Origin of the sequence: Klebsiella electrica, assembly GCF_006711645.1 — a bacterium.
In the GTDB taxonomy this organism is placed as follows: Bacteria; Pseudomonadota; Gammaproteobacteria; order Enterobacterales; family Enterobacteriaceae; genus Klebsiella; species Klebsiella electrica.
Genome location: NZ_CP041247.1, coordinates 385,088 through 397,972 on the forward strand (window position 1 = coordinate 385,088; position 12,885 = coordinate 397,972).

13 protein-coding genes are annotated in these 12,885 nt (G+C 56.4%); 9 read left to right on the top strand and 4 right to left on the bottom strand.

The window, feature by feature from the left end; translation table 11 throughout:
• Nucleotides 1–18 precede the first annotated feature (18 nt).
• Genes dam through trpS form a run of 4 tightly spaced genes read left to right on the top strand, consistent with a single transcriptional unit; the run spans nucleotide 19 to nucleotide 3,288 of the window.
• Nucleotides 19–843, top strand: coding sequence for an adenine-specific DNA-methyltransferase (gene dam, locus Electrica_RS01720; RefSeq protein ID WP_141963226.1), 825 nt, complete (start codon nucleotides 19–21; stop codon nucleotides 841–843).
• A 16-nt stretch (nucleotides 844–859) separates the two neighbouring features.
• The gene (rpe, locus tag Electrica_RS01725; protein ID WP_100684425.1) at nucleotides 860–1,537 is read left to right on the top strand and encodes a ribulose-phosphate 3-epimerase; all 678 of its coding nucleotides are present in this window, start codon (nucleotides 860–862) and stop codon (nucleotides 1,535–1,537) included.
• Nucleotides 1,530–2,291: a phosphoglycolate phosphatase gene (gene gph, locus Electrica_RS01730; protein ID WP_141963228.1), complete on the top strand. Its 762-nt coding sequence runs from the start codon at nucleotides 1,530–1,532 to the stop codon at nucleotides 2,289–2,291. Before rpe ends, gph begins: the two co-directional genes overlap by 8 nt.
• Nucleotides 2,284–3,288: a tryptophan--tRNA ligase gene (trpS, locus tag Electrica_RS01735; protein ID WP_100684423.1), complete on the top strand. Its 1,005-nt coding sequence runs from the start codon at nucleotides 2,284–2,286 to the stop codon at nucleotides 3,286–3,288. The genes gph and trpS overlap by 8 nt, the downstream gene beginning before the upstream one ends.
• Before the next feature lie 146 nt (nucleotides 3,289–3,434).
• Here the strand turns inward: trpS and cysG are convergent, their stop codons facing one another.
• The 3 genes from cysG to nirB all read right to left on the bottom strand — a co-directional run bounded on the left by cysG (nucleotide 3,435) and on the right by nirB (nucleotide 7,830).
• Entirely contained in the window at nucleotides 3,435–4,808 is a 1,374-nt protein-coding gene (cysG, locus tag Electrica_RS01740) for a siroheme synthase CysG (protein WP_100684422.1), read from the bottom strand.
• A 155-nt stretch (nucleotides 4,809–4,963) separates the two neighbouring features.
• On the bottom strand, nucleotides 4,964–5,290 hold the full coding sequence (nirD, locus tag Electrica_RS01745) for a nitrite reductase small subunit NirD (protein ID WP_100684421.1): 327 nt from the start codon (nucleotides 5,288–5,290) through the stop codon (nucleotides 4,964–4,966).
• Nucleotides 5,287–7,830, bottom strand: a complete 2,544-nt coding sequence (gene nirB / locus Electrica_RS01750; RefSeq protein WP_141963229.1) for a nitrite reductase large subunit NirB — start codon at nucleotides 7,828–7,830, stop codon at nucleotides 5,287–5,289. The genes nirD and nirB overlap by 4 nt, the downstream gene beginning before the upstream one ends.
• Nucleotides 7,831–8,070: 240 nt before the next feature.
• Between nirB and Electrica_RS01760 the strand changes: the two genes are divergently transcribed.
• Nucleotides 8,071–9,396 (top strand): cytosine deaminase, encoded by a 1,326-nt coding sequence (locus tag Electrica_RS01760; RefSeq protein WP_131049125.1) that lies wholly within the window; start codon nucleotides 8,071–8,073, stop codon nucleotides 9,394–9,396.
• Here Electrica_RS01760 and tsgA read toward each other — a convergent pair.
• Nucleotides 9,393–10,577 (bottom strand): MFS transporter TsgA, encoded by a 1,185-nt coding sequence (gene tsgA / locus Electrica_RS01765; protein WP_131049124.1) that lies wholly within the window; start codon nucleotides 10,575–10,577, stop codon nucleotides 9,393–9,395. The two genes, Electrica_RS01760 and tsgA, sit on opposite strands and share 4 nt — an antisense overlap.
• Nucleotides 10,578–10,853: 276 nt before the next feature.
• Here tsgA and ppiA point away from each other — a divergent pair, with 276 nt between their 5' ends.
• From ppiA to pabA, 4 genes are all read left to right on the top strand, one after another.
• Complete coding sequence (gene ppiA, locus Electrica_RS01770) at nucleotides 10,854–11,423, top strand: peptidylprolyl isomerase A (protein ID WP_141963233.1); 570 nt, start codon at nucleotides 10,854–10,856, stop codon at nucleotides 11,421–11,423.
• A gap of 106 nt (nucleotides 11,424–11,529) precedes the next feature.
• Complete coding sequence (locus Electrica_RS01775; protein ID WP_100684416.1) at nucleotides 11,530–11,697, top strand: YhfG family protein; 168 nt, start codon at nucleotides 11,530–11,532, stop codon at nucleotides 11,695–11,697.
• Complete coding sequence (locus tag Electrica_RS01780) at nucleotides 11,687–12,277, top strand: putative adenosine monophosphate-protein transferase Fic (RefSeq protein WP_141963235.1); 591 nt, start codon at nucleotides 11,687–11,689, stop codon at nucleotides 12,275–12,277. The genes Electrica_RS01775 and Electrica_RS01780 overlap by 11 nt, the downstream gene beginning before the upstream one ends.
• A 44-nt stretch (nucleotides 12,278–12,321) precedes the next feature.
• A complete protein-coding gene (gene pabA / locus Electrica_RS01785) occupies nucleotides 12,322–12,885 on the top strand; it encodes an aminodeoxychorismate synthase component 2 (protein WP_141963238.1) in 564 nt (187 codons plus the stop codon).

Below are 12,885 nucleotides of genomic sequence, written 5' to 3' on the forward strand. Positions count from 1 at the left end.
TAATTAGTTAGGCAGCATGTGAAAAAGAATCGCGCTTTTCTGAAATGGGCAGGGGGGAAATACCCCCTGCTTGACGATATTAAAAAACATTTGCCGCAAGGCGATTGTCTGATTGAGCCCTTTGTTGGCGCAGGGTCGGTATTTCTTAATACCGACTTTTCTCGTTATATTCTGGCGGACATCAACAGCGACCTGATCGGTCTTTACAACATCGTTAAATTGCAGACGGATGAATACGTTGCGGCGGCGCGAGACATGTTTACGCCCGAGAATAACGCAGCAGAGCCGTACTACCAGTTCCGTACTGAATTCAACGAAAGCCAGGATCCGCTGCGGCGTGCGGTGCTGTTCCTGTATCTGAACCGCCATGGTTACAATGGCCTGTGTCGCTATAATCTGCGCGGCGAATTTAACGTCCCGTTTGGCCGTTATAAGAAGCCCTACTTCCCGGAAGCTGAGCTGTATCATTTTGCCCAAAAGGCGCAGAATGCGTACTTCTATTGCGAATCGTATGCCGACAGCATGGCGCGTGCGGACGGTTCTTCAGTGGTCTATTGCGATCCCCCGTATGCGCCATTGTCGTCTACCGCCAATTTTACGGCCTATCATACGAACAGCTTTAACGCTGAGCAGCAGGCCCATCTGGCGCAGCTGGCGGAGAACCTGCTGGAGCAGCGGGTTCCGGTTCTGATTTCCAACCACGATACGGCGCTAACGCGCGAATGGTATCGTCAGGCTAAACTGCATGTCGTCAAAGTGCGACGCAGTATCAGCAGCAACGGTGGTACACGAAAGAAGGTGGACGAGCTTCTGGCTCTTTACCGTCCGCCCAAGACTAAATAATTTCAAGGAGATGCGGATGAAGCAGTATTTGATTGCCCCTTCGATTCTGTCGGCTGATTTTGCCCGCCTGGGTGAAGATACCGCCAAAGCGCTGGCTGCAGGTGCGGACGTTGTGCACTTTGACGTGATGGACAACCACTACGTGCCGAATCTGACCATCGGCCCTATGGTTCTGAAAGCACTACGCAACTACGGCATCACCGCCCCGATCGACGTGCACCTGATGGTGAAACCGGTCGACCGCATCATCCCTGATTTCGCCGCGGCGGGTGCCAGCATCATCACCTTCCACCCCGAAGCCTCTGAGCACGTCGATCGCAGCCTGCAGCTTATCAAAGAACATGGCTGTAAAGCCGGCCTGGTGTTTAACCCGGCCACGTCGCTGAGCTACCTTGATTATGTGATGGATAAGCTGGACGTGATCCTGCTGATGTCCGTTAACCCGGGTTTCGGCGGCCAGTCGTTTATCCCCCAGACTCTGGATAAACTGCGTGAAGTGCGGCAGCGCATCGATGCGTCGGGTTATGACATTCGTCTGGAAGTCGACGGCGGCGTGAAGGTCAGCAACATTGCGGATATTGCGGCGGCAGGCGCGGATATGTTTGTTGCCGGTTCGGCGATTTTCGATCGTCCGGACTACAAGGAGGTTATTGATCAAATGCGTAGTGAATTAGCAAAGGTTAGTCATGGATAAATTACACTCTGTTCGCGGTGTCGCCTTTGACCTTGACGGCACGCTGGTCGACAGCGCGCCGGGTTTGACGGCTGCGGTTGATAGCGCGCTCTATGCGCTGGAGCTGCCGATGGCGGGCGAGGCGCGCGTCGTCACCTGGATCGGTAACGGGGCGGATGTTCTGATGGAGCGGGCCCTGAACTGGGCGCGTCAGGAGCGCGCAACTCAGCGTGCCGCGATGGGGAAACCTTCCGTCGATCATGACGATATTCCCCAGGCAGAGCAGCTAATGGTGCTGCGCAAGCTGTTCGATCGCTACTATGCTGAAGCGGCGGAAGAGGGCAGTTTTCTGTTCCCGTCGGTGGCTGATACGCTCGGCGCACTGCATGCGAAAGGCCTGCCGCTGGCGCTGGTGACCAACAAGCCGACGCCGTTCGTTGCACCAATTCTCGAAGCGTTGGATATCGCGAAATATTTTACGGTCGTCATCGGCGGTGATGATGTGAAGAATAAAAAACCCCATCCGGATCCGCTGCTGCTTGTGGCGCAGAAGCTGGGGCTGGCGCCTGCTGAGCTGCTGTTCGTTGGTGATTCACGTAATGATATCCAGGCGGCTAAAGCCGCTGGCTGCCGCTCTATCGGGCTGACCTACGGGTATAACTACGGCGAGTCGATTGCGCTCAGCGAACCGGACTACATTTTCGACCAATTTAATGAACTCTTGCCCGCACTCGGGCTACCGTACAGTGAAACTCAGGAATTGAAAAATGACTAAGCCCATCGTTTTTAGTGGCGCACAGCCCTCAGGTGAATTGACCATTGGCAACTATATGGGTGCGCTGCGTCAGTGGGTGAGCATGCAGGATGATTATCACTGCATCTACTGCATCGTGGATTTGCATGCCATCACCGCGCGTCAGGATCCTGAGAAACTGCGTAAAGCGACGCTGGATACTCTGGCGCTTTACCTGGCATGTGGTATCGATCCTGAGAAAAGCACCATCTTCGTTCAGTCGCACGTGCCGGAGCACGCGCAGCTGGGCTGGGCGCTGAACTGCTACACCTATTTCGGTGAACTGAGCCGTATGACCCAGTTCAAAGACAAGTCGGCGCGCTATTCGGAAAACATTAACGCCGGTCTGTTTGACTATCCGGTGCTGATGGCGGCGGACATTCTGCTGTATCAGACCAACCAGGTTCCGGTCGGCGAAGATCAGAAACAGCACCTCGAGTTGAGCCGCGATATCGCGCAGCGCTTCAACGCCCTTTACGGCGAAGTGTTTAAAGTGCCTGAGCCGTTTATTCCTAAATCCGGCGCCCGCGTGATGTCCCTGCTTGAGCCGACCAAGAAAATGTCCAAGTCAGACGACAACCGCAATAACGTGATCGGCCTGCTGGAAGACCCGAAATCGGTGGTGAAGAAGATCAAGCGTGCAATGACCGACGGTGATGAGCCGCCTGTTGTTCGCTATGACCAGCAGAATAAAGCCGGCGTTTCCAACCTGCTGGATATCCTCTCGGGCGTTACCGGGCAGAGTATTCCGCAGCTGGAGCAGCATTTCGAAGGCAAAATGTATGGTCACCTGAAAGGCGAAGTCGCTGATGCGGTGTCCGGTATGCTGCTGGAGCTGCAGGAGCGCTATAACCGCTTCCGTAACGACGAAGCGCTCCTCAATCAGGTGATGAGAGACGGGGCTGAAAAAGCCAGCGCGCGCGCGTCGCAAACGCTGAAAGCGGTCTATGAAGCCATTGGTTTTGTGGCTAAGCCGTAAGCGATAGCCGGGCGAGAGACAGCAAAGGGCGGATAAATTCCGCCCTTTTGTATTTTAAGCGTGTGCGATAGATGTTTACCGGTCAGTTTCGCCGCGTCCGCGTCCGCGTCCGCGTCCGCGTCCGCGAGCCTGAGCCGGGTTAAGTATCAGTGATGTGAGAACCAGTTCAGCTTGTCGCGCAGGCTGACTACGCGGCCAACGATAATCAGCGCCGGACTGGCCATTTGCTGCGCCAGAATATCCAGCTGATCTAAGGTGCCGGAGACCACTCTTTGGCTGACCGCCGTGCCGTTCTCAACGATAGCCGCGGGCATATCCGCGGCCATGCCGTGAGCAATCAGGTTCTCTCTGATAGCTGAGGCCTGGTTCAGCCCCATGTAAAACACCAGCGTCTGTTTCTCTACCGCCAGGTTTTGCCAATCCAGCTCGCCGCCAGTCTTCAGATGGCCGGTGATCAGGCGGACCCCCTGGGCGAAATCGCGATGGGTCAACGGGATACCAGAATAGGCGGAACAGCCTGAAGCCGCGGTAATGCCTGGCACCACCGAGAAGGGGATTCCGGCGTGGCACAGGGTTTCCAGCTCTTCGCCGCCACGGCCAAAAATAAAGGGATCGCCGCCTTTCAGACGCACCACGCGACGTCCGTTCTGCGCCTCGCGCAGCAGGATCTGGTTAATCTCTTCCTGCGGCACGCAGTGATAGCCCGCGCGTTTGCCGACGAAAATCCGATCGGCGTCGCGACGTACCAGATTCATAATGTCGTCGGAGACCAGACGGTCATACACCACGACATCAGCCTGCTGAATCTGCTGGAGCCCTTTGAGGGTTAGCAGCCCGGCATCGCCGGGGCCGGCGCCGACCAGCACCACTTCGCCGCGATGATCCAGCGGCTCCGTCAGCAGTTGCTCGGTAGTATCGGCAACGGCCTGGCGGTCTTCATTGGCCAGCGATTGCGCCAGACGGTCGTTGACGAACAGCTTTTCCCAGAAACGTCGGCGTTCGCCGACCGTCGCAAACTGTTTTTTCACCCGCGAACGCAGCTGGCCGGCATAGCGGGCCAACTGGCCTAAATGGAGCGGCAGAATCGACTCCAGCTTTTCGCGCAGCAGACGCGCCAGTACCGGTGAGGTACCGCCAGAGGAGACGGCGACCATCAGCGGCGAGCGGTCAATGATCGACGGCATAATAAAGCTGGCCTGCTGCGGCGCATCCACCACGTTACAGAATATCCGCCGCGCCTCGGCGGCGTCGCTGACCTGCTGATTGACATCCTCATCGTCGGTGGCGGCGATGGCCAGCCAGCAGGGGTCGAGAAGCGCCGGGTTAAACGGCGCTTGCACCAGGGTCAGCATCTGCGAATCAGCCCACACATGGAACTGCGGCGAGAACGTCAGCGCGTTGACTGTGACTCTGGCGCCGGCATCGAGCAGCAGGCGCGCCTTGCGTTCGGCAACATCACCGCCGCCGACCAGTAAGCAGTCGCGATCGCGCAGCTGACAGAAAATAGGTAAGTGATCCACGGAACATCCTCGCAGCAAAGCAGTGGGAGAGGGTAAGCGGTCGTAGCATAGCAGCAGAGGGAGGGCACAATATACGATTTTTCGGGCGCCTACCGCTTAGTTGGCATAAGAAGAAAATATGGCTCCCGCCGGGGCGCGGCGGGAACCTCAGGGCATCATGCCTTCAGCTGAACGTTGCCGTCTTTTACGCGCGAGTCAAAATGCGCTATGGAGTGGCTTTCATCTTCCATGCACAGGCCGTCGCGCAGACGAAAGCGCTGTTTCTTCAATGGGCTGGCGACCCACAGTTCACCCTCATGTTCGGCAATGATGCCTCGCGACAGCACGCTGGCATTGAAGAACGGGTCAATATTGCTGATCGCATAGACCCGATCGTCGTGGTAAGGCCGGAACAGGGCGACCTGCTGCTGGCCCAGCAGCGCGCAGACGCCGGTTGCAGGCAGAATATCGTCAATCTTGCAGATGTTTACCCACTGGCTCATGCGTTTTCCTCCACCAGAGTGACCGGGATACGCTCATACGGCGTTGCCGGGCGGTGCTGCTCGCGTTCCGGGACGACCTGCACATTCGGGTCGCGCTGGTTGCTGTTGATAAAGTGTTTGAAACGGGTTTGCGCCGCCGGATTGTTGACCGTCTCGGTCCACTCGCAGGCGACAGCGTCACGCAGACGCGCCAGCTCTGCTTCCAGGTGGGCGTTCAGACCCAGCTTGTCGTCGATAATGACGCGCTTCAGGTAATCGATGCCGCCTTCCATGTTGTCTAACCACGGCGCGGTACGCGTCAGCTTATCGGCGGTGCGGATATAGAACATCATAAAGCGATCGAGGTAGCTGAGCAGCGTTTCGCGATCAAGATCGGCGGCCAGCAGGTCGGCGTGGCGCGGCTTCATCCCGCCGTTGCCGCAGACATATAAATTCCAGCCCTTCTCGGTGGCGATAATCCCCACGTCTTTACCCTGTGCTTCCGCACATTCGCGGGTGCAGCCGGAGACGCCAAACTTTATTTTGTGCGGCGTGCGGATGCCTTTGTAGCGGTTTTCCAGCTCGACGCCGAAGCCTACGCTGTCGCCGACGCCGTAGCGGCACCAGGTGCTGCCGACGCAGGTTTTCGCCATACGTAGCGCTTTGGCATAGGCGTGGCCGGTTTCGAAGCCCGCTTCAATCAGCTGACGCCAGATCTCCGGCAGGTCGTCTTTTTGCGCGCCGAACAGGCCGATACGCTGGGAACCGGTGATTTTGGTGTAGAGATTGTATTCGCGCGCGATACGCCCCACGGCCACCAGGCCTTCCGGCGTAATTTCGCCGCCGGCGGAGCGCGGGATAACCGAATAGGTCCCGTCTTTCTGGATGTTGGCGAGGAAGTTATCGTTCGTATCCTGCAGCGGCGTATGCTGAGGCTTGAGGATGTACTCATTCCAGCAGGAGGCCAACAGAGAGCCGACGGTCGGCTTACACACTTCGCAGCCGTAGCCTTTTCCGTGTTTCGCCAGCAGCTCTTCGAAGGTTTTAATGCCTTCTACGCGAATCAGGTGGAACAGCTCCTGGCGGGAGTAGGCAAAGTGTTCGCACAGATTGTGGCTCACTTCGATCCCCTGTTTCGCCAGTTCGGCGTTCAGCACCTGGGTCACCAGTGGAATGCAGCCGCCGCAGCCGGTACCGGCTTTGGTTTCAGCTTTCAGCGCGGCGACGGTATGGCAGCCTTTGTTGATGGCGGAAATCAGCATCCCTTTGGTCACGTCGAAGCAGGAACAGATTTGCGCGCTGTCCGGCAGTTTATCGACGCCGATTGACGGCTTACCGCTGCCAGCGTGCGCTGGCAGAATCAGCGAGTCCGGGTTTTCCGGTAGTTCAATACCGTTGAGCACCAGCTGCAGCAGATTGCCGTAATCGCTGGTGTCTCCGACCAGCACCGCGCCAAGCAGCGCTTTATTGTCTTCGCTGACGATCAGTCGTTTATAGACTTCTTTGCTTTCATCAAGATAGACGTAGCTGCGGGCGCCAGGCGTGCGGCCATGCGCATCGCCGATGCCGCCCACGTCAACGCCAAGCAGCTTCAGTTTGGCGCTGAGATCGGCCCCGATAAAGCCGTTGTCGTTGCCGAGGAGATGGTCGACGGTCACCTGGGCCATTTTATAACCCGGCGCCACCAGACCGTAGACGCAGTTGTTCCAGCTGGCGCATTCGCCGATAGCATAGATATCCGGGTCGGAGGTCTGGCAGGTGTCATTGATCACGATACCGCCGCGCTGCGCCACGGCCAGGCCGCACTGGGTCGCCAGCTTGTCGCGTGGACGAATACCGGTGGAGAAGACGATAAAATCGACCTGCAGCTCGCTGCCATCAGCAAACTGCATGGTTTTCCGGGCGTCGTTGCCCTGCTGGATAATCTCTTTGGTATTTTTGCTGGTATGGACCTTCACGCCCATACTTTCTATTTTACGCTTGAGCTGCTCGCCGCCCATACTATCCAGCTGTTCGGCCATCAGCATAGGCGCAAATTCGATGACGTGGGTTTCCACGCCGAGGTTCTTCAGCGCGCCGGCGGCTTCGAGACCCAACAGGCCGCCGCCGACGACGGCGCCGCGTTTGCTGCGCCGCGCGCAGGATTCAATTGCGTTCAGATCTTCAATGGTGCGGTAAACAAAGCAGTCCTGAGTTTCCGCGCCTTTGATCGGCGGGATCCACGGATAGGAGCCCGTCGCCATCACCAGCTTATCGTAAAACACGGTGCGTCCCGCGCTGGAGTGAATCACTTTCTCCTGGCGGTTAATGGTAATCGCACGTTCACCGATCAGGACCTTAACGCCATGTTTCTCGTAAAAACCTTCACGGACCAGCGAGAGTTCTTCGGCGGTGTGGTGGGAGAAGTAAGACGACAGGTGGACGCGGTCGTAAGCGATACGGGGTTCTTCACAGAACACGGTAATGTCGAACTGTCCGGCAGGCGCCTTATCAAGAAGCTCTTCGATAAAGCGATGGCCAACCATGCCGTTACCGATAATAGCGATTCTGACTTTGCTCATTTTGGCCTCGATTTCTTTTCTATTACCGCCTACCTTAACGATTCAGCCAGGACACTTATTGATACAAATCAAGATCGCCAGCGCCTACCACTTAATGGGTATGGTTATGATTTTACTGGATTTTTATAAGTTATGGAAAACTCAGGCTTTTCCTTTCTGTTGCTTTTGTGTACAAAATGGACGCGGGAGAATGTTCATGGGTTGGGCGAAAAATCGGCACTATTCACGGGAGTCATCAAGATGACAGCAGTTCCGCTTTGGTTGATTGAGAACGTACGTTTGCCTGACCGCGAAGGGCTCTGGCAGATAGCGATAGACAGAGGCTGCTTCGGTGATATCACCCCGATGGGCGATGCCAGCAGCGAAAGTTATGAGGTGCTCAACGCACGCGGTGGGCTGGCGATTCCGCCATTTATTGAACCGCATATCCATCTCGATACCACCCAAACTGCCGGAGAGCCAAACTGGAATCAGTCCGGGACGCTGTTTGAGGGAATTGAGCGCTGGGCGGAACGTAAGGCGCTGTTGAGTCACGAAGATGTGAAGGCCCGGGCATGGAAGACGCTGAAGTGGCAAATCGCCAACGGGATTCAGTTTGTCCGCACGCACGTTGACGTGTCTGACCCGACGCTGACGGCATTAAAGGCGATGCTGGAGGTGAAGCAGGAGGTCGCGCCGTGGGTGGATTTGCAGATAGTCGCCTTCCCCCAGGAGGGGATTTTATCTTACCCCAATGGCGAGGCCTTGCTGGAGGAGGCCCTGCGGCTCGGGGCCGATGTGGTCGGCGCCATTCCGCACTTTGAGTTTACCCGCGAGTATGGCGTGGAATCGCTGCATATCGCCTTCCGTCTGGCGCAGCAGTATCAGCGCCCGCTGGATATTCACTGCGATGAAATCGACGACGAGCAGTCGCGGTTTGTCGAAACGGTGGCGGCTCTGGCGTTGAAAGAGGGTATTGGCCCACGGGTTACGGCCAGCCATACCACCGCGATGCACTCCTATAACGGCGCCTATACTTCGCGCTTGTTCCGGTTACTGAAGCTCTCGGGAATCAACTTTGTCGCCAACCCGCTGGTGAATATTCACCTCCAGGGGCGCTTTGACGACTATCCAAAGCGCCGCGGCATTACCCGGGTGAAGGAGTTGATGGCGGCGGGCATTAACGTTTGTTTCGGCCACGATGATGTTTTCGACCCGTGGTACCCGTTGGGTACCGGCAATATGCTGCAGGTGTTGCATATGGGGTTGCATGTTTGTCAGTTGATGGGCTATCAGCAGATTAACGATGGCCTGAAGCTGATTACCGACAACAGCGCCCGTACCTTTGGTCTGCACGATTACGGCATTGCGCCGGGCAACCCTGCGAATCTGGTTATTCTGCCAGCGGAGAATGGCTTTGAAGCGGTTCGCTGCCAGGTGCCGGTGCGCTGGTCGATTCGCCAGGGACGGGTCATTGCCACAACGCAACTGGCGCAGACCTGGATTCAGACCGACAGAGGGGGAGAGGAGCTGTGCTTTAGCCGAAACGGCCCCTTCACTGAGGCAAAGGGGCCAACAAAGGCTTAGTGGGAGGCCGTTGCCGCGTTGTGCTGGCGGTGGCGGGAGACGAAGCCAAGGATTAAACACATCACAAAGACCACGGCGTAGAGGCCGTTAGCGGTGTGCAGCGCTGCCAGCGGGCCGCTGGCAGCCACAATCGGACCGGTTACCACGAAGGTCAGCATGGTGCCGATGGTGCCGCAGGTCAGTACAAAGTTCACCAGTTTCGGCGACGCGACTTTGGTTTGTAGCGAACCCAGCGTGATAAGCGAGGTGTAAATCGCGCTGGAGAAGAAGCCGAGGGTCAGAATAAACCACGGCATATGTTCCGGCGAACCGTTGATGAACAGGTACATCAGTACGGTGGCGAGACCCGCCAGGACGGTCAGGATGCGCTGCAGGTCGAAGAAGCGCAGGATGAAGCTGAATGACCACATGCCAATCATGTACGACATCCAGAAATCGCTCACCAGCTTACCGCCATCGGCGAGGCTCATGCCCAGGGTCTTGGCATATTCCGGTACCCAGGAGATAAAGCCCAGCTGACCGAGGATATAGCACAGCGCCGCAATCGCGAGGAACAGCACGCCGATGCCCCACTTTTCTTTCACTACCGGCTGGCTGTTGTGCGGCGCTTTTTGGCCGAGGACCGGGAACTCACAGCCGAAGGTCAGAATAAAGATGGCCACATAGACCAGACCAATGCAGGCATAAACCCAGTACCACTCGATGCTGCGGGCCAACAGGAATGCGGCGACCATCGGGAAGATCATTCCTGCCATGCTGAAGAAGGAGTCGGTAAACAGCAGACGCGCGCCACGCTGGCGGCCTTCATACATATGGGTGATCAGGAAGGTCCCGATCGACATGGTAATCCCGCTGACCAGCCCCAGAACGAACATGGACGCGGAAAACAGAGCCAGGCTGTGGCTAAACATCAGCCCGGCAACGGCCAGGACCATCAGAATAAAGCCAAAACGCAGTTGGGTTTTCAGCGGCACAATTTCCATCAGCCAGGCATTCAGGAAGATAGAGATCAGGATACCGGCGTTGAGGAAGGTAAAGGTGTTACTCATACTGGAGACGGGCAGATGGAAATAATCGGCGATATTTCCCATCACCATTCCGGTGACGATCACCAGCGCGCCGGTGAGGGCGTAGGAAAAGAAGCTGATCCATGTGAGCTTGATACGATTGCTGTTAGTCATGACTGGCCTGTGAATAGGAATGTAAAGCGCATTGACTGCGCCAGGGCGGACAGATTTTATTCATTCAAGTGATGTAAGCAAACGTTTATTATGCAATTAAATACTTTTTGCATTAATTAATGTGATGCAGATCGCTTTTGTCTGGCGTGCTGGTCAATGCATACGTCGTAACAACTATTTCAGCTACGTAAAATTAGGTAAAAGGCTGGCCCAGGATGCCAAGGCTCTTTAGAATCAAAGCACTTGCTTTTTATTCTGCTCCGTTAAGGAATTCCCATGCTCAAATCAACTCTGGCGGCGGTGGTTGCCGTTTTCGCCATTTCAGCTTTATCTCCGGCAATGGCAGCGAAAGGCGATCCTCATGTCCTGCTGACGACGTCTGCGGGCAATATTGAGCTGGAGTTAAATAGCCAGAAAGCACCGATTTCCGTGGATAACTTCCTGAAGTACGTGAATAGCGGCTTCTATAACAACACCACCTTCCATCGCGTGATCCCGGGCTTCATGGTGCAGGGCGGCGGCTTCAACGAACAGATGCAGCAAAAGCAGCCGAACCCGCCGATTAAAAACGAAGCCGATAACGGTCTGCGCAACACCCGCGGTACGATCGCGATGGCGCGCACCGCCGATCAGGACAGCGCCACCAGCCAGTTCTTCATCAACATTGCGGACAACGCCTTCCTTGACCACGGGCAGCGTGATTTTGGCTATGCGGTCTTCGGCAAAGTGGTGAAAGGCATGGACGTGGCGGATAAGATTTCTCAGGTTCAGACGCACAATGTCGGACCGTACCAGAATGTACCGTCGAAACCTGTCGTTATCCTCTCAGCGAAAGTGCTGCCATAAGCCTTTCTGTACGCGGGTGACACACCCGCGCCTCGTCGGCCTCTCTGCGTAACTTGAAATTGCTGCTTATACTTGTGGCAAACGGGGGACGATAAGGGAGGCGACCATGCGTTCACTCACCGATAAGCAAAAATCCCAACTCTGGGAACAGACCCGCAATATGAATTTTCAGGCCAGCCTTCGCCTGGAAGGCGCAGCGATCCCGCTGGTAACGCTGACTGCCGGGCAAGCACTGGCGCGTCTTGCCGAAATCGGGAGGCGCCATGAGCAGTAAATATGGCGACGAGCGAGATCCTTACCTCTATCCTGCGCTCGATGTGATGCGTAACCGCCTCGGCATTCGCCAGGCGCAGCGTCTGGAGCAAACGGTCTGGGAAATCACCTCCCTGCGCGCGGCGACGCTGCCGCTGGGACCACGCGGCCGCGGACTACCCTACCTCTGTTTTATTCATCATCAGCTCTATCAGGATATCTTCGACTGGGCGGGGCAATTCAGAGACGTCGATATTTATCAGGGCGATACCCCATTCTGCCATTTTGCGTGGATCGAGAAAGAGGGCAATGCGCTGATGCGGGCGCTGGAGGAAGAGGACTATCTCAGCGGAGTCAGTCGCGCGACGTTCGTTACGCGTCTGAGCTGGTACTACGGGGAAATCAACGTCCTGCACCCGTTTCGCATCGGTAGCGGCCTGGTTCAGCGGATTTTCTTTGAGCAGTTGGCGCTTCACGCCGGCTATGTCCTCGACTGGCGGGATATTGACCCCGATAGCTGGAGCCAGACTAACCAGCTGGGGGCGATGGGCGATCCCGAACCCCTTGAGCGGATCTTTCGCAAAGTGGTAAGCGAAGCGTGAGAATCTGAGTAGAATAGCCCGGTTTTATTCTTTCCGGAGCCGCTATGATCCTGCTTATCGACAACTATGATTCTTTCACCTGGAACTTGTACCAGTACTTCTGTGAACTGGGGGCGCAAGTGCAGGTCAGGCGTAATGATGAGTTGACGCTAGAGGAGATAGCGGCGTTGAAGCCGGAGAAAATCGTGATCTCTCCCGGACCCTGCACGCCGAATGAGTCAGGCATTTCGCTGGCGGCGATCGCTCATTATGCCGGTCAGATCCCGCTGCTCGGCGTTTGCCTTGGTCATCAGGCTATTGCCCAGGTCTTTGGCGCCACTATCGTGCGAGCGGCGAAAGTGATGCACGGCAAGACTTCCCCCATCCATCATAACGGGCAGGGGGTCTTTCAGGGGCTGAATAATCCGCTGACCGTCACTCGCTACCACTCTCTGCTGATTGAGCCCGCAACCCTTCCCGAATGCTTTGAGGTGACGGCTCGCAGCGAAAGCGGTGAGATTATGGCGATTCGCCATCGGGAGTGGGATCTCGAAGGGGTACAGTTCCACCCGGAGAGTATTCTCAGCGAGCAGGGGCATCAGCTGCTGGCAAACTTCCTCAATCGGTGA

What these genes read in the sequence shown, in the direction of transcription:
- nirD (WP_100684421.1), bottom strand. Translation starts at nt 5,290, where the DNA reads ATGAGCCAGTGGGTAAACATCTGCAAGATTGACGATATTCTGCCTGCA.
- trpS (WP_100684423.1), top strand. Translation starts at nt 2,284, where the DNA reads ATGACTAAGCCCATCGTTTTTAGTGGCGCACAGCCCTCAGGTGAATTG.
- pabA (WP_141963238.1), top strand. Translation starts at nt 12,322, where the DNA reads ATGATCCTGCTTATCGACAACTATGATTCTTTCACCTGGAACTTGTAC.
- gph (WP_141963228.1), top strand. Translation starts at nt 1,530, where the DNA reads ATGGATAAATTACACTCTGTTCGCGGTGTCGCCTTTGACCTTGACGGC.
- nirB (WP_141963229.1), bottom strand. Translation starts at nt 7,830, where the DNA reads ATGAGCAAAGTCAGAATCGCTATTATCGGTAACGGCATGGTTGGCCAT.
- rpe (WP_100684425.1), top strand. Translation starts at nt 860, where the DNA reads ATGAAGCAGTATTTGATTGCCCCTTCGATTCTGTCGGCTGATTTTGCC.
- Electrica_RS01780 (WP_141963235.1), top strand. Translation starts at nt 11,687, where the DNA reads ATGAGCAGTAAATATGGCGACGAGCGAGATCCTTACCTCTATCCTGCG.
- ppiA (WP_141963233.1), top strand. Translation starts at nt 10,854, where the DNA reads ATGCTCAAATCAACTCTGGCGGCGGTGGTTGCCGTTTTCGCCATTTCA.
- Electrica_RS01760 (WP_131049125.1), top strand. Translation starts at nt 8,071, where the DNA reads ATGACAGCAGTTCCGCTTTGGTTGATTGAGAACGTACGTTTGCCTGAC.
- tsgA (WP_131049124.1), bottom strand. Translation starts at nt 10,577, where the DNA reads ATGACTAACAGCAATCGTATCAAGCTCACATGGATCAGCTTCTTTTCC.
- Electrica_RS01775 (WP_100684416.1), top strand. Translation starts at nt 11,530, where the DNA reads ATGCGTTCACTCACCGATAAGCAAAAATCCCAACTCTGGGAACAGACC.